The organism is Blautia acetigignens (assembly GCF_025566865.1).
Taxonomy (GTDB): domain Bacteria; phylum Bacillota; class Clostridia; order Lachnospirales; family Lachnospiraceae; genus Blautia_A; species Blautia_A acetigignens.
In genome coordinates, this window is record NZ_JAOQJM010000006.1 from 144,927 (window position 1) to 169,252 (window position 24,326).

The window sequence follows — 24,326 nt, forward strand, 5'->3', positions numbered from 1 at the left end:
ATATTAATTGTGCGATGAAATCGATGCATTTGACAGAGATAAAGGAGGAAGAGAAATGCTGAAAGTATGGATCGTAGGATCAGAAGGCCAGATTGGCGAAGCAATTAATGAAATGCTAAACCCTCTGGAAATTGAAGCTCTGAATACAGATAAGAATGAGCTTGACATCACCCAGACCGATGAAGTGCTCCGTTTCGGTGAGATCAACCGTCCGGACGTGATCATCAACTGTGCGGCACTTACCGATGTAGAGCTTTGCGAAAAAGAGCCGGAGCATGCATTCCGCGTAAATGCCCTGGGTGCCCGTAACTTAAGTATTGTGGCAAGAAAAACCGGGGCAAAGATGGTACAGCTGTCTACAGATGACGTTTTTGACGGCTTGGGAAAAAAGCCTTATACAGAATTTGATGATACCAATCCTATCACCGTTTACGGAAAATCAAAGCTTGCAGGAGAAAAATATGTGAAGGAATTCACCCACAAGCACTTTATTATCCGAAGCAACTGGGTATACGGAACCGGAAATAATTTTGTAAACCGCGTGCTTGCCTCAGCAGATGAAGGGCAGGCCTTATCCGTTGCAGAAGATCAGTATGGTTCTCCTACAAGTGCCAGGGATCTGGCAAGAATCATTCTTTATTTGATCCGCACTAATGAATACGGAACTTATCATGCTACCTGCAAGGGCGTTTGCAGCCGTTACGAATTTGCAAAGGAAGTACTTCGGCTTTCCGGAAAAAAAGAACAGCTGAATCCGGTTCCCACGCCGCAGTCAGATCTGTCCTCTGCAAGACCTGCATATGCAGTTCTTGATAATTTCATTCTTCGCATTATTGATGTATACGACATGCCGGATTGGAAAGAATCTCTGGCAGAATTTATGAAAGAGAGGATGGAAGGCTAAGATGGGAGCAAAGAAAGAAAATGCAAAAGAGAAAAAGAAAATCAGTCTGACCAGTAAGATTTTTATTGCACTGATCGTTGGTGCTGTCACCGGAATGGTTCTTCATTATCTGGTTCCGGATGGTAATATTAAAAATGATGTGATCGTGGAAGGCGTTCTTTATGTATTGGGTCAGGGATTTATCCGCCTCATGAAAATGCTGGTTGTTCCATTGGTATTTTGTTCTCTGGTTTGCGGAAGTATGGCAATCGGAGATACCAAGAAGCTGGGAAATGTAGGCGGCAAGACTCTTGCATTTTATCTGGTTACTACTGCGGTGGCCGTTGCAGTTGCCCTTGGAATCGGAACCCTTTTAAGACCTGGTATCGGTCTTGACATGAGTAAGATTCAGGTGAATGCTTCTGACATTGAAACTATGGAGTCTGCTTCACTGGCACAGACCATTTTGAATATTATTCCGGACAATCCTTTTAAAGCTCTGGCAAATGGCGAGATGCTTCAGGTAATCGTATTTGCCCTGGTCGTTGGTGTGATCCTTGCCAAGCTTGGAGAGCGCGCAGAGGTGGTTGCCAACTTTATCAGCCAGTTTAATGACATTATGATGGAAATGACCATGATGGTTATGAGTCTGGCACCAATCGGTGTATTCAGTCTTATTGCAAGAACCTTTGCCAATATTGGCTTCAGTGCGTTTATTCCGCTGGCAAAGTATATGATTGCGGTACTGATCGCGCTGGCAATCCAGTGCTTTGGAGTGTATCAGATTTTGCTCAAGGTATTTACCGGCCTGAATCCGATCAGATTTATCAAGAAATTTTTCCCGGTTATGGCTTTTGCTTTTTCCACGGCAACATCCAATGCAACAATACCTCTTTCCATCGATACGCTGAATAAGAAAATGGGTGTTTCCAAAAAGATTTCTTCCTTTACGATCCCGCTGGGAGCTACCATTAACATGGATGGTACTTCTATCATGCAGGGTGTTGCGGTTATGTTTGCAGCGCAGGCATTTGGAATTCATCTGACACCTATGGATTATGTAACCGTTATCGGTACGGCGACTCTGGCTTCTATTGGTACAGCAGGTATTCCAAGTGTTGGTCTTGTGACCTTGACCATGGTATTTAACTCTGTTGGTCTTCCGGTGGAAGCAATCGGTATTATTATGGGTATTGACCGTATTCTGGATATGGCCAGAACAGCCGTTAATATTACAGGTGATGCAGTTTGCACGACCATTGTGGCTTGCCAGAATGGGGCTGTGGATAAAGAAGTGTTTAATAAAGCTGAATAAAAATATTGGCGTGTGTATGTGAGTTTAGACTCAGGTATGCACGTCTTTTTTTGTGTGGCGAAGGCGGACGCCTGGGAGGGGCAGTGTGTTCAAAGTAACTATGAATTAATTGAAAATAAACAGCATATAACACTTGACAACAGTATAATACTGTTATATGCTGTTTGCATAAGGAGGGGTCACATGAAGATCATAATTAATCACTCGTCGATGCAGCCAATTTATGAGCAGATCACAGATCAGATTAAGGCGATGATCATTGACGGGACGTTAAAGGAAGAGGAAATGCTTCCCTCTGTGAGAACTTTGGCGAAGGAGCTGAAGATTAGTGCTCTTACGGTGAAGAAGGCGTATGACTTTCTGGAGGAAGAGGGGTTCGTGGTTACGGTGCATGGGAAAGGCAGCTTTATTGCCAAGAATAACCAGGGACTTCTTATGGAAGAGCGGAAGCGGGAGATTGAGACAGAACTGGAGGAAGTGATCCGGAAAGCGCGGATCAGCGGATTGTCTGAGGAAGAGATCCGGGAACTGTTTGAGCTTATTATGGAGGAGTAGATATGCTGTTGAGTTTGAAGAATTTGCAGAAGAATTATCCTGGATTTTCCCTGGATGTAAGTATGGAAGTAGAAGAAGGACAGATCACCGGTCTGATCGGAGCCAATGGAGCAGGGAAGTCTACTACCTTTAAGGTTATTCTGGGGCTGGTTCATCCTGATGCAGGAGAAATTCGTCTGTTTAATAAGGATATGGAGCAGATTTCCCAAAAAGAGAAAGCGGATATAGGCGCGACACTTTCTGACAGCGGTTTTTCCAATTGTTTGACCGTGAAACAGATTGTGCATATTCTGACAGAGACTTATGAGAAATTTGATCGGGAGATGTTTGAGAAGCGGTGCAGCCTGTTTTCCATCCCCATGGATAAGAAACTGAAAGAGTTTTCCACAGGAATGAAAGCAAAGTTAAAAGTGCTGACAGCCACCAGCTTTGATGCCAGGCTTCTTGTTCTGGATGAGCCTACAGCCGGTCTGGACGTGATTGCCAGGGATAGCATTCTGGAACTCCTTCGGGAATATATGGAGACGGAAGGAAGAAGTATTCTGATCAGCTCCCACATTTCCTCAGATCTGGAGAGCCTGTGTGATGATATTTATATGATTGATAAGGGACGGATCGTGCTTCATGAGAATACAGATGTGCTGCTGGATGAATATGGTCTTATCAAGGCTGACGAGAAGCAATATGAATTGCTTGATAAGCAGCATATTCTCAAGGTGAAGAAGGAGCAATACGGCTACAGCTGTCTCACAGATGAGCGTGCATTTTATGCGGAGAACTACCCGCAGCTTGCAATAGAACGTGGGTCTGTGGACAATGTTATTACCATGATGATCAAGGGGGAAGTATTATGAAAGGTATGTTTGTAAAAGACATGGAAATTATGAGGGGAAACATGAAAACGTTCATTGGCGTATATATTATAGCCATTTTCTGTTTCCTTAGTACTTCCGCAGGTCCTTCTTTTCTAATCAGTTATGTGTCTGTTCTGGCTGCCGTTATGGCACTGAATACCATAGCAAGTGATGATATGGATAATGGTATGCCTTATATTTTTACTTTTCCTATCAGCAGGAAAGAATATGTGAAGGAGAAGTATCTGCTGGGTGCAGGGATGGTCACGGTATTGTGGGCTGTTGCTGTTGCAATTGCAATTGGCGTAAATGCTTCCGGATATCGTATGGTGTCCTGGGAAGAACTGATCGCTTCTGCAGCTGTCGGTCTTTTTCTTGCTGTTTTCGCAAATGCGGTTGTGTTTCCGATACAGTTGAAATATGGAAGCTCTACAGGAAGGCTGGTGCTGCTTGTTCTTGTATTTGGCATCATGGCTGTAGGATGGATTGGCGTAGAACTATGCCAGAAAATGAAAGTGGATTTTTCAGGTCTGAAAAATCTGGGCCTGCGCATTTGGAACCTTGGAATCCCAGTCTGTCTGGCGATGCTGTTTGTTCTTATGTTGCTAATGGTTCTGATTTCCTGTACAATATCCATAAAGATTATGGAGAAAAAGGAGTACTGATCCGGAAATGAAGAAGAATCAGATTTTTATAAAATGCGGAACTGAATATAAGGAGATGACGAAAGAACTGCTGGAGGCGTGTGATCTGGCAGGAGAGATAGAGAAGAAGTTTGTGAAATACGGATTGAAGGCGCTTTCAGAAAATTTCGAGGCAGGTTTACAGCAGAATAGTGAGAAGGTTATAACAGAAGCGAAGTTTGAAACAAAGAGCAGTCTTATTGACAGCTCTAAAGCAGAAGTGGACTGTTTTTATTCTTCAGATTCTGTGGAAAAACAGAATTCAGAATTTGGTTTGTACAATATGCGGATCGGCATCAAGCCAAACCTGGTCGCCCCCATGGAAGCCTACTGGGGCGGCACCACTCACCCGGAGGTAGTCGTCGGAATCGTAGAATATCTTCAGGAAAAAGGTTTTTCCAATCTGGTGATCATGGAAGGTTCCTGGGTAGGAGATAAGACCTCCGAATCCTACGAAGTCTGTGGTTTCAAGTCCCTCTGTGAAAAATATAACGTTCCGTTCCTTGACATGCAAAAGGAAAAGGGTGCGCCTGTACAATGTGGCGATATGACCTTAAACATCTGCAAAAGTGTCCTTGATCTGGACTTCCTTATTAATGTTCCGGTACTAAAAGGTCACTGTCAGACCAAAATCACCTGTGCATTGAAGAACATGAAAGGTCTTTTGCCCAACTCTGAGAAGCGCCGCTTCCACGCACTTGGCCTTCATGATCCTATCGCTCACCTAGGCCTTGCTATCCACCAGGATTTCATCATGGTAGATAATATTTGCGGCGATCTGGATTTCGAAGACGGCGGCAACCCCGTAGAGATGAACCGCGTTCTGGCAGCAGTGGATCCGGTTCTTATGGATGCTTACGTCTGCAACATGATGTACTATCAGCCAGAAGAAGTCCCCTACATCACAAAGGCTGCCGCCCTTGGTGTTGGCTGCGCCGACATCCGCCAGGCAGAAATCCGTGCCCTCGATGGCAACCCCGGCGCTCCCATTCCCAAGTCCCGGAAAGTGGTAGAGCTTGCCGACGCTGTAGAAGAAGTAGAATCCTGCAGCGCCTGCTACGGCAACCTGATCCCCGCTCTTGACCGCCTGAAGCAAGAAGGTCTCCTTTCAAACCTGACCACCCGAATCTCCATCGGTCAAGGCTACCGAAATCAAAAGGGTCTTCTTGGCATCGGTCACTGTACCAGAAGCTTTACCTGTCACCTCAAGGGCTGTCCCCCTACAGAAGAGGAAATCTATGAGTTTTTAAAAAGCTATATTACGGAAACATAATTTCAGCCCCGCAGGTTTGCGGGGCTGTTTCTATGCTTTTTGTTTTTGCTGTCCCAGAGAAATAATCCCTTTACAGAAGCTTCTTCACCATCTGGATAATCTGTTCTTTGGAAACAGTGCTGCTGTTGATGCACAGATCATACTGCAGCATATCCAACCAGTTGGTGTCTGTGAAATATTCATAATAAGCACGGCGGTCCTTGTCGGTGCGCTTCACCATCTTGCGTACACTCTTCTCCTCACGACCGGTACGGGCCATTACCGTTTTCACTCGTTCCTCAAAAGGTGCATAGATGAACAGGCTGATATGCTTATCCTTATAATCTTTTAATATATAGTTGCCGCAGCGTCCGACAATTACGCAGTTCTCTTTGTCAGCAGCTTCCAGAATGCTCTTCTTCTGCAGATCATAAAGCACATCGTTCATAGGAACAAAATGATACTCCGGATTCATCTGAAGCTCATAATCAACCGGATAAAGCCACTGGCTGGCTTTCTTCTCGTCTACTCTGGCAAACTCATCAAAGGGGATATTTTTCTCTTTGCTTGCCATTTCAATCAATTCCTTGTCATAGAATTTAAAGCCCAGTTCCTCAGCAAGAGCCTTTCCGATAATACGTCCGCCGCTTCCAAACATACGATTGATTGTTATGATGCATTTACTCATAAACGCCGCCTCCTTTTTGATAAAAACAGTGCAAAAGGTATATTATCTGTTCTCTTTTGCATTATAACATAATTATTTGAAAATTTCTATATAATTTGCATAAAATCAAAATAAAAAAATATTCTGAATCTGTCATTTCGCTGGAAATTTGGATTTTTTCTTGTTATACTTAAAGTTGATAATAAAAGAAAGGAAATCACCATGCTTAAAATAAAAAATTATGTGAAAGCGGAATCCCTGGAAGAAGCCTATGAGCTGAACCAGAAGCGTACCGCCTGTGTACTGGGCGGAATGGTATGGCTGAAAATGGGCAATCGCAATGTAACTACAGCTATTGACCTTTCAGGCCTTGGATTGGACACCATTACAGAGACGGAGGAAGAATTTGTAATCGGCTGCATGACTCCCTTACGTGATCTGGAGCTTCACGAAGGACTTCATGCCTATACCCATGGAGCTATGAAGGAGAGTCTGCGCCACATTGTAGGCGTGCAGTTCCGCAACTGTGCTACAGTGGGCGGAAGTATCTGGGGGCGTTTTGGTTTCTCAGATGTTCTGACTATGTTTTTAGCCCTGGATACAGAGGTTGAGCTTTTTAAGGGAGGAAGAGTCTGTCTTTGGGACTTTGTAAAAATGCCGAAGGACAGAGACATTCTGGTACATATTATTGTGAAGAAAACTCCGATTAAGACTGCATACCTAAGCCAGCGTAACACAAAGACTGATTTTCCTGTGCTTGCCTGCTGTGTAAGCATGTCTGAAGATGGCATGAAGGCTGTTTACGGTGCCCGTCCGTCTAAGGCATTTCTTCTGGAGGATGAGGAGAACATTTTGAAGGATGTGCAGACACTTTCTGAGGAAGAGAAGAAGGAAGCTTATGAGAAATTTGCAGACTATGCGGCCAGAAAGGTTCCAACCTCAGGAAATATGAGAGGAAGTGCTAAGTACAGAACCCTTCTTGTGAAGGTCCTTACAAGAAGAGCATTGGAAGCAGTGGGAGGTATGAGTGATGAGAATTAATTTTTGGCTGAACGGAGTTAAAAAAGAAGAAGAAATCCGTCCGGATACCCTGCTTCTGGATTTCCTTCGAAGCCTTGGCTGCTACAGTGTAAAAAGAGGCTGTGAGACTGCTAACTGTGGTCTTTGCACCGTTCTGGTGGAGGGAAGACCTATGCTTTCCTGTTCCGTTCTGGCAGCACGTATTGACGGCAAAAGGGTTATGACTATGGAAGGTCTTCAGGAAGAAGCCAAAGAATTTGGTACATTTCTTGCCAATGAAGGCGCAGAGCAGTGCGGCTTCTGCAATCCGGGCTTTATTATGAATGTGATCGCCATGACAAAGGAATTGGCAGATCCTACAGAGGATGAGATCAAGGAGTATCTGGCCGGAAATTTATGCCGCTGCTCCGGTTTTGTTGGACAGACCAGAAGCATTCTGAAATATCTGGAATATAAGAAGAATCAGGAGAAGGAGGTGCAGGCATGAGCTATGTGAATCAGTCTCTGCAGAAAAAAGATGCCATGGCACTGGTTACAGGACAGCCTGTATATACCGATGACCTGGCACCTAAGGAATGCCTGATCATTAAGATATTAAGAAGTCCTTATGCCAATGCCTGGATAGAGGAGATCAAAACTGAGAATGCGAAGAAAACAGATGGTATTGCCTGCGTTCTTACCTGGGAAGATGTTCCGAAGAAAAGGTTTGCTTCTGCAGGGCAGACTTATCCGGAATTCAGCCCCTATGACAGATTGATTCTGGATCAGCATCTGCGTTTTGTAGGAGATGCAGTAGCAATTGTGGCAGGTGAGACAGAGGCGGCAGTTGACCTTGCCCTGAAACGTATTAAAGTGAAATACCGTGTGGAAACACCGGTTCTGGATATGCATACAGCCAAAGACAATCCGGTTCTTGTTCATCCTGAAGAGAATTGGGAATCCAAGTTCCCCGTAGGTGCTGACAACAAGCGAAACCTTGCTGCCAAAGGCCATGAGGAAATGGGTGACATTGACGCTGTTCTTGCCAGCTGCAAATATACGGTAGATGAGGTTTACCATACAAAGGCAGACCAGCAGTGTATGATGGAAACCTTCCGTGCTTACTGTACCAAGGATCATTTTGGAAGACTGAATGTGGTAGCCTCTACACAGGTTCCTTTCCATCTTCGAAGAATCCTTGGAAATGCCCTTGGAATTCCATCCTCTAAGATTCGTGTGATTAAGCCCCGTATCGGAGGCGGCTTTGGCGCCAAGCAGACAGAGGTTTGCGAGATTTACCCGGCAATTGTTACCTGGCTGACCGGCCGTCCCTCCAAGATCGTTTACAGCCGCCACGAGGCCCTGATCTGTGCATCTCCCCGTCATGAGATGGAGGTCCATGTACAGGTTGGAGCGGATGAGAATGGTATTGTAAAGGGAATTAAGGTGGAAGCCCTTTCCAATGCAGGTGCATATGGCGATCACAGCCCTACAACTGTGGGCCTGACAGGGCATAAGGCCATTGCACTGTATCGGAATCTTGAGGCCTACAACTTTGATTATGAAGTTGTATATACCAATGTTCAGGCTGCAGGTGCATACCGCGGCTATGGCGCTACACAGGGTATATATGCAGTAGAGTCTGCTGTAAATGAGCTGGCGCACAAAATGAACATGGATCCTGCCAGAATCCGCGAATTGAATATGCCTGTTGAAGGGGAAAGAATGTACGATTATGACGGCAATCTGACCCACACGGCAAGCTGTACCATGGATCGTTGTCTTGCCCGTGCCAAGGAGATGATTGGCTGGAATGAGAAATATCCATGCAGAGACATGGGAAATGGAAAAGTAAGAGGCGTAGGTCTTGCCATGGCAATGCAGGGTTCCTCTATTTCTAATGTAGACGTTGGAGGTGCAACCCTGAAGCTGAATGAGGACGCTTCCTATACATTATCCCTTGGATGTGCGGATATGGGTACCGGATGTGATACGATTCTTTCTCAGATGGCAGCAGACTGCCTGGAAACGGAATTTGACAATGTGGTCGCATTTGGAGTGGATACGGATGTTTCCCCATATGATTCCGGCTCTTATGCCTCTGCTACCACCTATGCCACAGGAAATGCGGTAATCAATGCCTGCAGTGAATTGAAGAAGCGGATCATCAAGGTAGGCGCAGGAATGCTTGGGGTAGATGCAGAAGAAGCTGAATTTGACGGAAAAAGAGTTTATGCAGGGGATAAAGAGGTTAGTCTTCAGGAGGTTGCCTATAAGGGAACCTGCGGCAATACGCAGGAGCTTCAGGTAACCACCGCCTTTTCTTCCAAGATTTCTCCGCCGCCGTATATGATCGGTGCAGCTGAGGTGGAAGTGGATAAAGAGACCGGAAATATTGAGCTGATCGATTATGTGGCAGTGGTAGACTGCGGAACTCCTATTAACCCTAATCTTGCCCGTGTGCAGACAGAGGGAGGAGTTTCCCAGGGAATCGGAATGGCTCTTATGGAGAATGTACAATATTCCAAAGAGGGTAAGATCCGCGAGAACTCTTTCATGCAGTACAAGATCCCAAGCCGCGTGGACATCGGAAATATCCGTGTGGAGTTTGAGAGCAGCTACGAAAAGAGCGGTCCTTTCGGTGCCAAATCCATCGGCGAGCTGGTCATTGACACTCCATGTCCGGCCATTGCAGATGCAGTCTACAATGCCTCTGGCGTGCGCGTAAGAGAGCTTCCTATTACACCGGAGAAGGTTGCCATGGGGATTTTGAAGGCGCAGTTAGAGGGAGAGAATCATAAATGATGAAAGATGTGTGTCTGGCATGCATAGGTTTTATTCTTCAGACGATGATATTTTTGGCGGCAGGCAGACTTGTGTTTCGGGTTCTGAAATTAAAGGAAGATATTTCCCTGCAGCTGATCCTGGGATATCTGGCGTACTTTGCGGTATTTGAAATCTTGTTTACCCCCATGACGCTTTTGTGGGTTCCTTTAAGTACTGCAGCAGGCATATGGGCCGTGATCATGGCTGTAGCTGTGCTTGGGGCTTTTCTTTGCATAAGACGGCACAGGCATATGGATGGCACTCCGGGACAGACTGTGAGAGTGAAAGCAGAAGCAGTATGGAAACAGCACTCCGTGATGCTTCTGCTCCTGGCAGCGGTGATTTTTCTTCAGTGCCTGATCGTTATTTTTTATGAAGATATCACTGTGGATGCTGCCTACTATGTAGGAACGGTCAGTACCTCTGTATACACGAACACCCTTGGCAGATTTGATCCGTTCAGAGGCGGCATCCTGCAGAATTTTCAGGCCAGATATGTTCTGTCCGCTTATCCTATGAATAATGCAGTGTGGTGCAGGCTTTTGGGAATCCATCCCATTGTACAGGCCAAAATTGTAATGTCCTGTGAAAATGTGATCATTGCAAACCTGGTCATCTATCAGATTGGAAAAAGATTGTTCGGGAAAAACCGCAAGAAAGCGGATCTGATGGTGCTGTTTGTGTGCGTCCTTCAGTTGTTCTGCGGCACGATCTACACGGCAGGAACCTTTTTCTTTACCAGAAGCTACGAGGGAAAAGCCATTCTTGCAAATATTGTATTTCCGGTTGTTCTTATGTGCGCCCTGTGGCTTTACGAAGAAAAAGAGGACCGTAGGGTGTGGGCGGTGCTGTTTATTACGGCGGTAAGCGCTCTGGGATTTTCCGGCTCTGCCATTATCCTTCCAGCTGCAGTTCTGGCTGGGATGGTACCGGTTATGCGGATGAAGCGCAAGCTTTCCGGCCTGCCTTACTGTATTTTGTGCATGGTTCCTTCTGTTCTCTATGCAGGTGTGTATTTTGCGTGTAAGCTTGGACTGCTCAGTCTGGCTGCATCGTAGAAAGGAGCGGAAGAATGGGTGGAATAACAATTGAAGAGCTGGGAATGAAATTTGTGGATGCCTGTATGAAATTGTACTGGGGTCCCTGCTGGTATCCGGTCCTTTTTGCCATTGGACTGATTGCCACGCTGATCTGGGGACGGAAAAAAAGCTCCATGATTTTTATTGGCTGCTCGGCTGTTCTGTTCCTGACGGTGTATAACCCGGTTGTTGTGAAATATATCATAGCAAAGCTGGGCTTTGACAAGGAATATTACCGCTTTATCTGGCTGCTTCCGGTAATACCGGGGGTGGCGTATTACGGAGTTAAGGCGGTGTGTCTTTTCCCAAAAAGGTGGATGAAAGCTGCAGCTGCGGCTGTGCTTCTTGGAATTTTTGTGCTCTTTGGCAATCCGCTGGACAGGGTGGTGAACAACTTCGCGTTTGCAGAAAATATCTATAAAGTCCCGGATGAACTGATACAGGTCTGCGGGATCATCCATGAAAACCAGAACAATCCGGAGCAGATGGCAAGGGTAGTATTTGACGGCACCCTGAACAATAAAGTGCGGCAGTATGATGCCAGCATGCGTCTGATCATCAGCAGAAATTCCAGTATTTACCGTGCAGGAAGCACTGTGACAGGCGTATATGATGAAAACAGCGATGGATACAAACGGCAGAAGGCGCTTCTGGATGTGGTGGATTATCAGCTGTATGACGATATGGAAGCATTTAAGAAAGCATTGCAGGAGACAAGAACAGAATTTGTGGTAGTCTCAAAGAACGAGGAACTCCAGAAGGTTCTGGAAGAAAATGACTGTGAACGGATTGGAGAAACAGCCTCTTATAATATTTTTCGATTTGTGGGATAGATAGAAAATAAGACTTGCAATTATCCGGGAAAGCTGTTACAGTAGTTACAAGATGCCAGGTCAGGTACTTTTCCCCTGGCATGATGAAGGAAACTGAATACGGGAAGTTATGATAGAGGCGCGGGCTTCATCAGTAATTCCGGCTGTGAGATTCTGTAGATTTGTGAAGCATCAGAATCCAGGCTGTCTGGCAGGCTGGCCGGGAAGAAAGGGAATACCGCCGAAGGGTTTGTTTTCGCCATGAGAAGAGAGCTCTGGGCTGACGCAGAATATGCGGCAGACTGTCACTGTTGTGGAGCGCTATCGAAGGTATGGATCCTGTGAAGAATAAATGCCATGAATGTGTCCCATAGCGGGGCGGCGTTCATGGCTTTTTTGTCGTATTCGCAAAAAGGATATGTCGCCTATGGCGACATCACCATGTATGAAAGCCAGCTGTTCCGCGCCTATGGACGCTCCCACAGCTGCCGACCGCATTCGTAATCCGGGCTATCGCCCTACTTACTCATACGGTCTAGCCCATCCGATATCCAAGAATTCGCTCATGCGGGGCATGGTTCATTCTTGGTTGCCGTCTGGGACTTTCATAGTAAAAGAGGGAGGAAATCGATAATGAAGTACAAACGCAGCAAAATTTATGCTCTGTTTGCAGCCGTTTTAGTATTCGTTCTGGCATGTCCGGCGACCGTACTTGCAGCTGCAGAGGAGGAAGTAAGCAGTCCGGCTGTTTACGCCACATTCTGGTCTTTGGTACCGCCTGTTGTGGCAATCGTTCTGGCACTGATCACAAAGGAGGTTTACAGTTCCCTGTTTGTGGGAATCCTGGTAGGAGCAATCTTGTATTCCGGCGGCAATTTCGAAGTTACCGTAAACCAGATTTTTTCCGGCGGAATGATCAGCGTGCTGTCCTCATCCAGCAACGTAGGTATCCTGGTGTTCCTGGTAATTCTTGGAACCATGGTGTGCCTGATGAACCGTGCTGGCGGATCTGCCGCATTCGGACGCTGGGCAAGCAAGCACATCAAAACAAGAGTGGGCGCCGAGCTTGCTACGATTTTACTTGGCGTTCTGATTTTTATTGACGACTATTTCAACTGTCTGACTGTGGGAAGCGTTATGCGTCCCATCACAGACCAGCACAATGTTTCCCGTGCCAAGCTGGCATATCTGATCGATGCCACAGCAGCGCCTATCTGCATTATTGCGCCGATCTCATCCTGGGCGGCAGCAGTCAGCGGATTTGTACCGGGAGAAGACGGAATGTCCGTTTTTGTGAGAGCTATTCCTTACAACTATTATGCAATCCTTACCATTGTGATGATGGTGTCCATGGTTCTGATGAAAGAAGAGTTTGGCTCTATGGGCGTTCATGAGTCCAACGCGTTAAAAGGAGACCTGTTTACAACTGCAGCCCGCCCCTATGCTTCCGGTGAGGGAGAAGACCCTGTGAATCCACGGGGAAAAGTAATGGATCTTCTGATTCCCATTATTTCCCTGGTAATCTGCTGTGTCATTGGAATGATCTACACAGGCGGATTTTTCAGTGGTACTGATTTTGTAACTGCTTTTTCCCAGAGTGATGCGTCTGTAGGCCTTGTGCTGGGAAGTTTTTTCGGACTGGTGATCACCATTCTTCTTTATATGGTACGCAAGGTGCTGCCGTTCCGCGACTGCATGGCATGTATCCCGGAGGGCTTCAAATCCATGGTTCCAGCAATACTGATCCTGACCTTTGCATGGACCTTAAAGAGTATGACAGACAGTCTTGGGGCAGCAGAGTTTGTAGCAGAGCTGGTAAAATCTTCTGCAGACGGACTGGTAAATATGCTTCCGGCAATTATTTTCATTGTGGCATGCTTCCTGGCTTTTGCAACCGGTACTTCCTGGGGAACCTTTGGTATTCTGATCCCCATTGTAGTACATGTATTTGAAAACACACCTGGAAATCTGATGATTATTTCCATCTCTGCCTGCATGGCAGGTGCTGTATGCGGTGACCACTGCTCTCCGATTTCCGATACTACCATCATGGCGTCCGCAGGCGCCCAGTGCGATCATGTAAACCATGTATCCACCCAGCTGCCTTATGCCATTGTGGCAGCAGTGGTATCTTTTATCACCTACATTTTCGCCGGCTTCATCCAGAGTCCGCTGTGCCTGATCATTGGCGTGGCGCTGATGATGGGTGCAATGTTTGTGATCAAGTTTAAATTCAGCGATCTGAAAAACGCCTGACGGGGCGGCCGCAGAGATTACGAAGGTATCTGATAACAGAGGATTGCCATAAGTTTCGTAGAAAATAAAATACAGGCCAGTTCTTTGCGTGAGTGCAAAAATACTCAAAATATATGTCTGGTATTTTTGACTGCAAAGAGCGGGTCTGTTTTTTGGCTTTCCGATTTCCAGATGATGTTTGCCTTGCATATGTCCGGGAAAAAATATATAATGGAGCAATGGACGAAAAAATCAGAATCAACAAATATTTAAGTGAAGCCGGCTTTTGTTCCAGGCGGGAAGCGGACAGCCTGATCCAGGAGGGACGGGTTACCGTGGACGGCCGCAGGGCAGAGCCAGGAGAGAAAATTACATCAGACACAGTGGTTTACGTAGACGGGAAGGCTGTGAAAAAAGTAGAAGAGAAGGTTCTTCTTCTATTTTACAAGCCCCGCGGCGTTGTGTGCAGCACCAAGAAGCAGCGCCAGGAGACCACCGTGACGGAATATCTGAACTATCCCCTGCGGGTTTACCCCATTGGACGTCTTGACAAGGACTCCGAGGGGCTTCTGCTTCTGACCAACCAGGGGGATCTGGTAAATAAGATCATGCGCGCGGGCAACTATCACGAGAAGGAATACCTGGTGACCGTAGATAAGCCCATAGACAGCGCTTTTGTGAAAAAAATGGCGTCTGGAATTCCTATTCTGGACACCATAACCCGCCGCTGCTTTGTAGAAAAAACAGGGAAGACTTCTTTTCGCATTATTCTCACCCAGGGCCTGAACCGCCAGATCCGCCGAATGTGCGAGTACCTTGGCTATCAGGTGCAGACCCTGAAGCGTGTGCGGATCATGGAACTGACCCTGGACGGGCTGAAGGAAGGCGAGTACCGGCAGGCTTCCCGGGAAGAGTGGGCGAAGCTGGAGAAAGGAATTGCAAATTCTTCACAGCTTCCCAGCAGCAATCATCAAAAAACAGGAGGACATCATGGAAAATTCTCTACAGCGAATGAAAGAACTGGTAGAAACCCTGAATGGCGCCGCGAAGGCGTACTACCAGGAAGACAGGGAAATCATGAGCAATCAGGAGTACGACAGCCTGTACGACCAGCTGGAGCAGCTGGAAAAAGAAACAGGCACCGTTCTCACAAATAGCCCCACTGTCCGCGTAGGATATGAGGCAGTAAACGAGCTTCCCAAGGAAGAGCATCCAAGCCCCATGCTGTCCCTTGACAAAACAAAGGACCGTGAGGTATTAAGAAGCTTTATCGGAGAGCATAGATGCCTTCTGTCCTGGAAGCTGGACGGCCTGACCATTGTTCTTACCTATGAAAACGGAGAGCTTGTGAAAGCCGTCACAAGAGGCAATGGAATCGTAGGCGAGGTCATCACCAACAACGCAAAAGTGTTTAAGAACATTCCTCTTCGCATTCCCTACAAAGGACAGCTTGTGCTCCGGGGAGAGGCCATTATTACTTACTCAGAATTTGAGCGCATCAATGAGACCATCGGAGATGCAGATGCCAAATATAAAAACCCCAGAAATCTGTGCAGCGGTTCCGTGCGCCAGCTGAACAACGAGATCACAGCCAGACGAAATGTGCGGTTCTATGCTTTTGCCCTGGTAAGCGTCCAGGATGTGGATTTCCATAATTCCCGGGAACAGCAGTTTATCTGGCTGAAGGAGCAGGGCTTTGAGGTGGTGGAATACAAGGTGGTAACTTCCACAAGCCTTGATGAGGCAATGAATTATTTTTCCACCGCAATCGTGAACAATGATTTTCCATCAGACGGGCTGGTGGTTACCTATGATGACATTGCCTACGGCGAATCTCTTGGAAGCACTGCCAAATTTCCAAGGAATTCCTTCGCTTTCAAATGGGCGGATGAAATGCGGGAGACCAAGCTGGTGGATATGGAATGGAGCCCGTCCAGAACCGGACTGATCAACCCGGTGGCGATTTTTGAGCCTGTGGAGCTGGAAGGCACCACAGTGAGCCGTGCCAGCGTGCACAACATCAGCATTGTAAAGGAACTGCAGCTTGGAATCGGGGATACCATCAAGGTCTATAAGGCGAATATGATCATTCCCCAGATCGCGGAGAACCTTACCAGAAGCGGCAACCTGGTAATTCCGGACAAATGTCCCGTATGCGGTCACGAGGCCAGAATCCGCAAGGAGAACGATGTGGAGACCCTTTACTGCATGAACCCGGACTGTGTGGCAAAGAAGATCAAGTCCTTCAGCCTATTTACCAGCCGGGATGCCATGAACATTGACGGCCTTTCCGAGGCAACCCTGGAGAAATTTATTGCCATGGGCTTTATCCACAATCTGGGAGATATTTTTGAAATCGGAAAATATAAGGATCAGATCGTAGAGATGGAAGGCTTCGGACAAAAGTCCTTTGACAACCTGATGGCAAGCCTTGAGAAAGCCAAAGAGACCACTCTTGCCAAGGTGATCTACAGCCTTGGAATCGCAGGAATCGGTCTTGCCAATGCCAGAGTGATCTGCAGATATTTTGACGATGACATTGAGAAAATCCGCCATGCGGATGCAGAAGAGATCAACTCCATTGAGGGGATTGGCCCGGTGCTGGCAGGCAGCCTGGCAGATTATTTTTCCAGTGAAGAGAATAATAAGAAGCTTGACCATCTGCTTGGCCATCTTCACCTGATCCGTGAGGAGACCGCTGGGGAGCAGGTATTTGCGGGCAAAACCTTTGTCATCACGGGAAGCGTGGAGCATTTTGCCAACCGCTCTGAGGCGAAAGCCTTTATTGAGGCAAGAGGCGGCAAGGTGACCGGCTCCGTGACCAAGAAAACCGACTATTTAATTAACAACGATAAAACTTCCGGCTCTTCCAAAAATAAGAAAGCACAGGAGCTTGGAATTCCTATTCTGTCAGAAGAGGATTTCCTGGAATTAGCGGGAGAGTAAGAATTCACATACAGGAGGAAATAAAATGCCAATTAAAATACAAAGTGACCTTCCGGTCAAGGAAATACTGGAAAAAGAAAACTTATTCGTCATGGATGAGAACCGTGCCATGCACCAGGACATCCGTCCGATCTACATCCTGATCCTGAACCTGATGCCTTTGAAGGAAGAGACCGAGCTTCAGCTGCTTCGTTCCCTTTCCAACACCCCTCTGCAGGTAGATGTAAGCTTCATGGCCGTAGAGTCCCATCAGGCAAAGAACACATCCCGAAGCCATCTGAACAAATTCTATCAGACCTTCACAGAGCTGAAGGACAAGAAATTCGACGGAATGATCATCACCGGCGCACCTGTTGAGCAGATGGAATTTGAAGAGGTAGATTACTGGGAAGAGGTGACCAGGATCATGGACTGGTCCGAGACCCATGTGACCTCCACCATTTTCCTGTGTTGGGCAGCCCAGGCAGCGCTCTACCATTTCTATGGCTTGAAAAAGCGTATGCTGGACAAGAAAATGTTCGGCCTTTTCTGGCACAAGGTAATGAACCGCAAGATCCCGCTGGTAAGAGGCTTTGATGATGTGTTCCTGGCACCGCACTCCAGACACACAGAGGTTCCCATTGCGGACGTACACGCCTGCAAGGACCTTACTGTTCTGGCAGAATCCGACGAGGCAGGCCTGTTCCTTGCCATGGCAGAAGATGGCCGCAAGATCTTCGTCATGGGCCATCCGGAATACGACCGAGTCACCCTGGATGGCGAGTACAAGCGCGACCTTTCTAAAGGCCTTCCCATTGAAATGCCAAAGAACTATTACAGGGATAACAATCCGGATAACGGCCCCCAGCTCCTCTGGCGCGCCCACGCCAACAACCTGTACACCAACTGGCTGAATTACTACGTTTACCAGGCAACCCCGTACAACCTGTACGGAACACCGGATTTCAGCGGGAAGTAAAGACAGGAGCAGATGTTTTTTCAGGCTGAGAAAGAAATACAGTGGATTATCGGCGAAGAGAAATCCTCACCCGGATTTCTCTTCCTATTTCACCATTAAACCTAAATATTCAACCAAAAGAAAAAACTTTACATCAGCCCGATATTGTGCTATACTTTTCAAAGTCGAAGTGGTTGTACATTGATAATTCAACAACTCGAGTTTTTTATGCACCTGTAGCTCAGTGGATAGAGCAGTGGTTTCCGGTACCATGTGCGGGGGTTCGATTCCCTTCAGGTGTATTGCCTGGAACGATCGGGCGTTCCGGTGCGTTGTATTAAGGAGGACAAGAACTTGGATAATTTCAGAGAATGGTTATCAGATAACCTTCGCTATTTTATGCTTGGCGGAGCGATTCTGTTAATCGTGGTTGTCCTGTTCTTCGGTGTCCGTGCATTTATGGGAAGCGGGAAGGGCGATTCCAGTAAGGACACAGTGGAGAATCAGACGACAGCAGACAACGACCAGGGAAATGTTCCTTCTTCTCCGGCAAATGATGGGGAGACTGACGGGAAGAAAGACGCCAATCCCATGGAGACGGCTAATGAAGAGATTACTTCATTGATCAAGAGCTATTATAAAGCTCTGGGGGATAAAGATATTGCGACGCTGCGTACTCTTGTGGATAATCTTGCACCATCAGATGAGTCCAAGATTACCAATGCGAAATACATTGAAGGGTATGAGGCTGGAGATATCTACACGAAAAAGGGGCTTGATGACGATTCCTATGTAGTATATTCCTGTTTTTACTACATCTGTCAGGGGATTGATACAAAGGTACCTGCGCTTGCTGAGTTCTACGTAGTGAAGGACACAGACGGGAATTGGAAGATTGATGGCGCTGTTCATGATGACAGCGACGAAATAACGAAATATGAAGTTTCTCTGCGACAGGATGATGATGTCAAGGAATTGAAGGACAAGGTGAAGAAGCTGTATGACGATGCACAGGCTTCCGACCCGGCACTTACCACATTCCTTGAAGGACTTGGTGAAGATGACACCGGATCTGAGGACACAGCAGAGGGAACGATTCTGGTAGTTACAGAGGATTGTAATGTCCGTGCAGCAGCCAGCAGTGATGCGGAAATACTGGGAGGTTTATCCGCCGGTACTGAGGTTGAGAAGAAAGGCGAGGACGGTGAGTGGGTACAGATCGATTACGATGGTACAGAAGCTTACGTTCACAACAGCCTTCTCCAAGAGAAAACTGAATAATGCAAAATAAAAAGAACTGCCGTATATTTGGGACAGTTCTTTTTTTGCAGAGAAACAGGTTTTTTCCTGAAGTATTTTAAACAGGTTAAAAATCAGAAAGCTCCATAGGAAGTTCCGGCTTCCAGTGTGATACCCTTGGCCGCAGCCAGCTCACTGACTGTAACCAGCTGATATCCCTCCTGGATCAGCTGTGGAATAAAGACCTCCGCAGCATCTACAGATTCCTTAAAAATATCGTGCATCAGGATGATCGCGCCATCCTGGGCATTATCCATCACATTCTGGACAGTAGAATCCGCATTCTGCGTCTCCCAGTCCAGGGTATCCACAGACCACATGATCAGAGGTCTTGCAGCAATCCCTGCTACAGTATCATTAAAAGAACCATAGGGCGGGCGCACCACAGTAGCGCTATGTCCCACCAGATTTTGAATCTCTTCATCTGTGCGGGAAAGCTGGCTGGTCACGTCCTCTGCGGAAAGGGTGGCAAGATCTGCGTGATCAAAGGAATGGTTGCCAATCTCACAGCCAAGTTCCTCCATTCTGGACAGAGGCTCCTGGAAGTATTCGATCTCCTGGCCTACCAGGAAAAAAGTAGCCTTTGCATTATTGGCTTCCAGACAGTCAAGCAGACGGTCGGTGAAATCACTTGGCCCGTCGTCAAAGGTAAGGGCGATCATTCCCTTTGGTTCTGGCGTAGGTGTTGGTTCTGGCGGCTGCTCACCGTCCCCTTCAGATGAAACAGAAGCTTCCGCTGCAGATGAGGAATCACCTGCTGCAGAAGCTGTAGGATCTGCGGTGCCTTCTGCGGAAGAAGCCTGTTCCCCGGAAGCTGTGTTCATATAAAATACCAGTCCGGTATCAGAACTGCCGTCTGTAGGATCACCCTGCTGTACCCCGTTGGCATCAAAATGATAAACCTGTCCGTCTATGGTGACATCACCTGTCTGCAGAACTCCGTCGGCGTTCAGATAGTAGCGGCTGTCATCCAGCTCCAGCCATCCGGTCTGCATCACGCCGTTTGCGTCAAAATAATAGCGGCGGCTGTCGGTATCGGTCAGCCATCCGGTGTATCCTGCGCCGTTTACCATGAAGTACCAGCTGCTTCCAACTGGGGTCCAGGTTCCTTCAGAAGCTTCCGGTGAAGCTGTGATCACGGCTTCCGGCTGTTCTGTAGGAGATGGCTCCGGGGTGGGGGTATCGGCAGGTGCCGAAGATGGCTCTTCTGTCTGCTGTTCCCCTTCTGTATGATCGGTATCCAAAGCTGTCCCGCCACCAGACTGGAGTGCGGAATCATCCGCATTCCCTGCTACGAACATATCCGGCGCCTTGGTGTCCTCAATGGGAGAGGGCGCTGCGGAAGACTGTGTAAAGGCAATTCCGCAGCCAAGACACATAAGAACAGCTGCAACTGCCAGCCCCTTGTTCGTATGCGGTTTATGGCCTGACATAAAATTCCTCCTTTATGAAACTCATTATAGTAGGATGCCAGAAGTGTCTGCCGCCTGGCATCATTCTTTCTAATCATACAATATATGACATGAAAAAACAAGAGCAGGTTGCAGCTGCAAAATTCCGGTTATCGTTCAGGTGGTAAGCCAAGACTAATTCTTGTGCAACCTGTTCGTGCAGAAGGAAAAAAATTCACAGAAAATCATGAAAATTTATTTTGAAATTTACATAAGTTTCTGCTATATTAGATATTGATGACGTTAACCGAAAAAGCACATACAAACGCTTTTTACAGTTTGATGATTCTTATCTGGTACAATGGATAAGAACAGGAAAGAAGAGGAAACGATTGCGTAAGAAATCCCATATACTGGTAGCCAGATATCTGGCAGACCAGATGCCTGCTACAAAGAGCCTGCAGTCCCACAGAAAGGCGTTCTGCCTGGGAAGTATCCTTCCAGACATCAAGCCGTCTTTTCTGACGAAGAAGCATGAGTATTTCGGTACCTTTGATGAGGTGCAGAGGAAGATGGAGGCTCTTGTCAACAGTAGTCCCCAGGAGTGCAAGGAACGCGTTTACTGGCGCAGAGCCGGAGAAGTCATGCATTATATGGCGGATTATTTCACTTTTCCCCATAATAAGAACTTCACTGGCAATCTGTATGAACATAATAAATACGAGAAGCACCTTAAGAACTATCTGAAGCGCTACATAAACAGCGGAGCGGCAGCACAGCTGACCATCATTCCGGTTTACTTCGGAAGTTTCCAGGAGCTTGTGGCATACATTAAGAAAGCGCATGAAGGGTATCTTCTCAAGGAAAGAAATATTGTAGAAGATATTCAGTATATTCTCAGAATCTGTTCACAGGTCATTCATGGAATCCTGCAGCTGGCAGCAGTCCGGCTGGGCAGCGAGAATATTCTGTTTCCGGTTGCGTGCTGATCGCATCGAAGTCATTTTGAGCCGTCAGGTACCGGGAATCCACAGAATCTGTTCTGCGGAAGACCGATCCTGACGGCTCTTTTTGCCTGCGTACAGGTCTGTTCTATGGAAAGAAGGGATGGGGGAAATACCTTTTTGCTCTGTCCTTATTCTGTGAACAAAAAATGAAAATTTACGAAAATCCAGCCGGATATTTTGAGGACGGTTGATTTAGAAGGGCTAGTATGCTACAATAATTCGTGTTAATATTTAAGACGAACTGTTTTTGCAGTAAAAATGCATACCTTTATATTAGGGGAGTAAAGGGATGTTCATAGATAGAAGGGAGCATCTTTTAAATATGAAGAATAAATACCTGACAAAATGTTTATGTGTCACCATGGCAGCAGCCCTGTCTCTGGCAGGTCCGGCTGGTGTCCTGGCAGCAGACGGGACATCCTTGTCAGTAACAGAAGCAGCGATACAATCAGATGAGACAGCACAGGAAACAGCTGCAGCTAAGGCTACGGTGCCTACACAGGTGCCGACAGCAGCACCTACCCAGACTCCTACAGCGGCACCTACTCAGATGCCTGCAGCGCAGCCCGCAGAAGCAGCAGAAGCATCTGCCCAGGTACCGGCAGATCCTACTCAGACGCCGCAGCCTTCTGAATCAGCAGAGCCCAGTGAGACCCCGGATGACACACCAACCGTGACACCAGAGCCAGGGGAGACCCCGGATGTGACGCCTACCGTGACACCAGAGCCGGGGGAGGAGCCGGATGTGACGCCTACCGTGACACCAGAGCCCAGCGAGACTCCGGATATAACACCTACCGTGACGCCGGAACCCGGGGAAGACCCGGATGTGACACCTACGGTTACTCCGGAACCTAGCATAACACCAGAACCAAGCGTGACCCCGGAACCCAGTGTAACCCCCACCATTCTCCCGGAATTATCTGAGGAGAGCCAGAAGAAAGTAAAGGCCCTTATCGAATCCATTGATAAGACCTTCCAGGAAGAACTCAGCGAAGGGAAGATCGAAGAGGTAAAGCAGCTTCGGGCGACCTACGACAGCTTTACAGATCAGGAGAAGGCAGCGGTTACCAATTACCAGCTGCTGACCGAGATGGAGGCGACCATCAATCTTACGCCCACACCTACGCCTACCGTGACTCCGGAAGATGTCCAGGCAATCCAGGGAACCCCTGTTTATTATGCCACCAATCTTCATGCCGGCAAGGAGTTTTATCTGAACAGTCTTAAGGATAATTATCAGCTGACCTTTTCCGATGATTTTGCAGATATCATGGATCAGATCGAGTCTGAATACAAGGTGAAGAAACTGCTTACAGATGTATCCGATACCACAGGGGGTGTGACCACCTCCGCAGATTCTCTTCTGGTACGCAACTGGCAGGACATTCTTGCCGTGTATATCTATGAGCAGAGCCTTCAGGGCGTTACCTCCTACACACTGGATGGGTCTTGTAAGGAAGCTCTTGCCCGGATTTTTGAAGAGATGAATCCGGTTGTGCGGGATGAGAATGATTCCCGTAGGGTTACATATGGCTGCTACCATATTAATGATTACATCAAGAAGAACAAGATTCCCAAGGAAGAGCGAGGTGTGCTCAAGAAGTACCTGGAGACAGACTGCAAGCTTCTTTGCGCCACTGTCACAGCTGCCAGGGGGTTTGTAAGACAGAGCGTGGGAGATGACGTTTCAGAGGAGCGTGTGAATGTAATCACAGCTGCCTATTCCCTGGTGGGCAAGGTTGGCTATTTCTGGGGCGGCAAATCCACCACCATCGGCATGGACCCATACTGGGGAAGTGTGGAGCAGGTGACTGCAGAGGGAAGTCAGAGTACCGGATCTCTTCGTGCCTACGGACTTGACTGCAGCGGCTTTGTTACCTGGTCTGTGATCAACGGTTACAGGGACCAGGCCATGATCGCAGCGGTGGGAAACGGAACCTCAGACCAGTGGGAGAGAGCCAATGTGGTAAGCGAGGCAGACGCCCAGCCTGGAGACCTGGTTTTCCAGAGAGGTCCGGAAGCCGGCAGCTCCAACCACGTGGGTATTATCTGCGGCAAGACAGATGCGGGAGACTGGATCGTAGTCCACTGTTCTTCCGGTAAGAATGGCGTTACTGTAGGAGAGGCATACAGTGCAAGCTTCCGTTATATTCGTCAGCCCTCCTTCTATCCGAATGCACAGCAGGTAGAGGAGATGAGAAAGAGCGGCCAGGCAATCACCAGTGCACAGTATATTACAGGAATTGACGTATCCAATAACCTTCAGAGTCTGATCAATGCAAATCTGTCCAATACAGGAGACCTGGATACCGTTACCATAGATCCTTCCGGAAACGGAACGATTTCACCTAGCAGTCTGTATGTGGCCAACAGCCTTCAGGAGCTGTTTGACGCCGGCAAGCAGGTAAGCGTATTCAATCAGGTGACATATGGAGATGCGGCAGAGATGGAAGTCCAGAGTGTCGGCTCCGATGGCAGCGTATCAGCGGAGATGCTGCAGGAGGGAGACTTTACAGGCATTATGGTTGCCAACCGTCTCCAGGAGATGCTTTTAGCGACAATTGTTCAGTGATGAAAAAAGTG

General features: G+C 47.4%; 19 protein-coding genes, 1 tRNA gene, 1 pseudogene and 1 riboswitch. Of the genes and pseudogenes, 19 read left to right on the plus strand and 2 right to left on the minus strand.

Annotation, left to right across the window (positions count from 1 at the left end):
- Positions 1-55: 55 nt before the first annotated feature.
- The 6 genes from rfbD (at position 56) to OCV70_RS09695 (ending at position 5,563) form a co-directional block, all read left to right on the plus strand.
- The gene (gene rfbD, locus OCV70_RS09670; RefSeq protein WP_021924642.1) at positions 56-904 is read left to right on the plus strand and encodes a dTDP-4-dehydrorhamnose reductase; all 849 of its coding nucleotides are present in this window, start codon (positions 56-58) and stop codon (positions 902-904) included.
- 1 nt (position 905) lies between these two features.
- Entirely contained in the window at positions 906-2,198 is a 1,293-nt protein-coding gene (locus OCV70_RS09675; RefSeq protein ID WP_195587907.1) for a dicarboxylate/amino acid:cation symporter, read from the plus strand.
- 183 nt (positions 2,199-2,381) lie between these two features.
- Positions 2,382-2,753 carry a GntR family transcriptional regulator gene (locus OCV70_RS09680; RefSeq protein WP_117853413.1) on the plus strand — a complete coding sequence of 124 codons (372 nt, stop codon included), beginning with the start codon at positions 2,382-2,384 and terminating at the stop codon, positions 2,751-2,753.
- A gap of 5 nt (positions 2,754-2,758) precedes the next feature.
- Entirely contained in the window at positions 2,759-3,607 is an 849-nt protein-coding gene (locus tag OCV70_RS09685; RefSeq protein WP_117853548.1) for an ATP-binding cassette domain-containing protein, read from the plus strand.
- 5 nt (positions 3,608-3,612) lie between these two features.
- Complete coding sequence (locus tag OCV70_RS09690) at positions 3,613-4,272, plus strand: ABC-2 transporter permease (protein ID WP_262579670.1); 660 nt, start codon at positions 3,613-3,615, stop codon at positions 4,270-4,272.
- Positions 4,273-4,279: 7 nt separating this feature from the next.
- Positions 4,280-5,563: a DUF362 domain-containing protein gene (locus OCV70_RS09695; protein WP_243280812.1), complete on the plus strand. Its 1,284-nt coding sequence runs from the start codon at positions 4,280-4,282 to the stop codon at positions 5,561-5,563.
- Positions 5,564-5,633: 70 nt separating this feature from the next.
- Here OCV70_RS09695 and OCV70_RS09700 read toward each other — a convergent pair whose 3' ends face one another.
- Positions 5,634-6,230, minus strand: a complete 597-nt coding sequence (locus OCV70_RS09700) for a cytidylate kinase-like family protein (protein WP_021925540.1) — start codon at positions 6,228-6,230, stop codon at positions 5,634-5,636.
- Positions 6,231-6,431: 201 nt separating this feature from the next.
- On the opposite strand from OCV70_RS09700, the gene OCV70_RS09705 reads away from it, so the two are divergent.
- From OCV70_RS09705 to OCV70_RS09755, 11 genes and pseudogenes are all read left to right on the plus strand, one after another.
- Positions 6,432-7,250 (plus strand): FAD binding domain-containing protein, encoded by an 819-nt coding sequence (locus OCV70_RS09705; protein WP_021925541.1) that lies wholly within the window; start codon positions 6,432-6,434, stop codon positions 7,248-7,250.
- Positions 7,240-7,716 carry a (2Fe-2S)-binding protein gene (locus tag OCV70_RS09710; protein ID WP_021925542.1) on the plus strand — a complete coding sequence of 159 codons (477 nt, stop codon included), beginning with the start codon at positions 7,240-7,242 and terminating at the stop codon, positions 7,714-7,716. The genes OCV70_RS09705 and OCV70_RS09710 overlap by 11 nt, the downstream gene beginning before the upstream one ends.
- On the plus strand, positions 7,713-10,013 hold the full coding sequence (locus OCV70_RS09715; RefSeq protein WP_021925543.1) for a xanthine dehydrogenase family protein molybdopterin-binding subunit: 2,301 nt from the start codon (positions 7,713-7,715) through the stop codon (positions 10,011-10,013). The genes OCV70_RS09710 and OCV70_RS09715 overlap by 4 nt, the downstream gene beginning before the upstream one ends.
- On the plus strand, positions 10,010-11,092 hold the full coding sequence (locus OCV70_RS09720) for a DUF6077 domain-containing protein (RefSeq protein WP_021925544.1): 1,083 nt from the start codon (positions 10,010-10,012) through the stop codon (positions 11,090-11,092). The genes OCV70_RS09715 and OCV70_RS09720 overlap by 4 nt, the downstream gene beginning before the upstream one ends.
- A 14-nt stretch (positions 11,093-11,106) precedes the next feature.
- Positions 11,107-11,946 carry a hypothetical protein gene (locus tag OCV70_RS09725; protein ID WP_021925545.1) on the plus strand — a complete coding sequence of 280 codons (840 nt, stop codon included), beginning with the start codon at positions 11,107-11,109 and terminating at the stop codon, positions 11,944-11,946.
- Positions 11,947-12,051: 105 nt separating this feature from the next.
- Positions 12,052-12,257: riboswitch (Lysine riboswitch) on the plus strand.
- Positions 12,258-12,558: 301 nt separating this feature from the next.
- Positions 12,559-14,181 (plus strand): Na+/H+ antiporter NhaC family protein, encoded by a 1,623-nt coding sequence (locus tag OCV70_RS09730; protein WP_021925546.1) that lies wholly within the window; start codon positions 12,559-12,561, stop codon positions 14,179-14,181.
- Between the two features lie 218 nt (positions 14,182-14,399).
- Positions 14,400-15,047, plus strand: a pseudogene (locus OCV70_RS09735) (pseudouridine synthase); the annotation flags it as partial.
- A 103-nt stretch (positions 15,048-15,150) separates the two neighbouring features.
- Positions 15,151-17,106 (plus strand): NAD-dependent DNA ligase LigA, encoded by a 1,956-nt coding sequence (gene ligA, locus OCV70_RS09740; RefSeq protein WP_021925547.1) that lies wholly within the window; start codon positions 15,151-15,153, stop codon positions 17,104-17,106.
- A gap of 25 nt (positions 17,107-17,131) precedes the next feature.
- The gene (gene metA / locus OCV70_RS09745) at positions 17,132-18,064 is read left to right on the plus strand and encodes a homoserine O-acetyltransferase MetA (protein WP_021925548.1); all 933 of its coding nucleotides are present in this window, start codon (positions 17,132-17,134) and stop codon (positions 18,062-18,064) included.
- 209 nt (positions 18,065-18,273) lie between these two features.
- A tRNA-Arg gene (locus OCV70_RS09750) sits at positions 18,274-18,345 on the plus strand.
- 52 nt (positions 18,346-18,397) lie between these two features.
- Complete coding sequence (locus OCV70_RS09755) at positions 18,398-19,324, plus strand: SH3 domain-containing protein (RefSeq protein WP_243000263.1); 927 nt, start codon at positions 18,398-18,400, stop codon at positions 19,322-19,324.
- A 92-nt stretch (positions 19,325-19,416) separates the two neighbouring features.
- On the opposite strand, the gene OCV70_RS09760 is transcribed toward OCV70_RS09755, so the two are convergent.
- Entirely contained in the window at positions 19,417-20,775 is a 1,359-nt protein-coding gene (locus OCV70_RS09760) for a polysaccharide deacetylase family protein (protein ID WP_186901655.1), read from the minus strand.
- Positions 20,776-21,125: 350 nt separating this feature from the next.
- Here OCV70_RS09760 and OCV70_RS09765 point away from each other — a divergent pair, with 350 nt between their 5' ends.
- Together OCV70_RS09765 and OCV70_RS09770 are read left to right on the plus strand one after the other, a co-directional pair.
- Positions 21,126-21,722, plus strand: coding sequence for a zinc dependent phospholipase C family protein (locus OCV70_RS09765; protein ID WP_021926772.1), 597 nt, complete (start codon positions 21,126-21,128; stop codon positions 21,720-21,722).
- A 340-nt stretch (positions 21,723-22,062) separates the two neighbouring features.
- Positions 22,063-24,315 carry an NlpC/P60 family protein gene (locus OCV70_RS09770; RefSeq protein ID WP_243280813.1) on the plus strand — a complete coding sequence of 751 codons (2,253 nt, stop codon included), beginning with the start codon at positions 22,063-22,065 and terminating at the stop codon, positions 24,313-24,315.
- Positions 24,316-24,326: the final 11 nt, after the last annotated feature.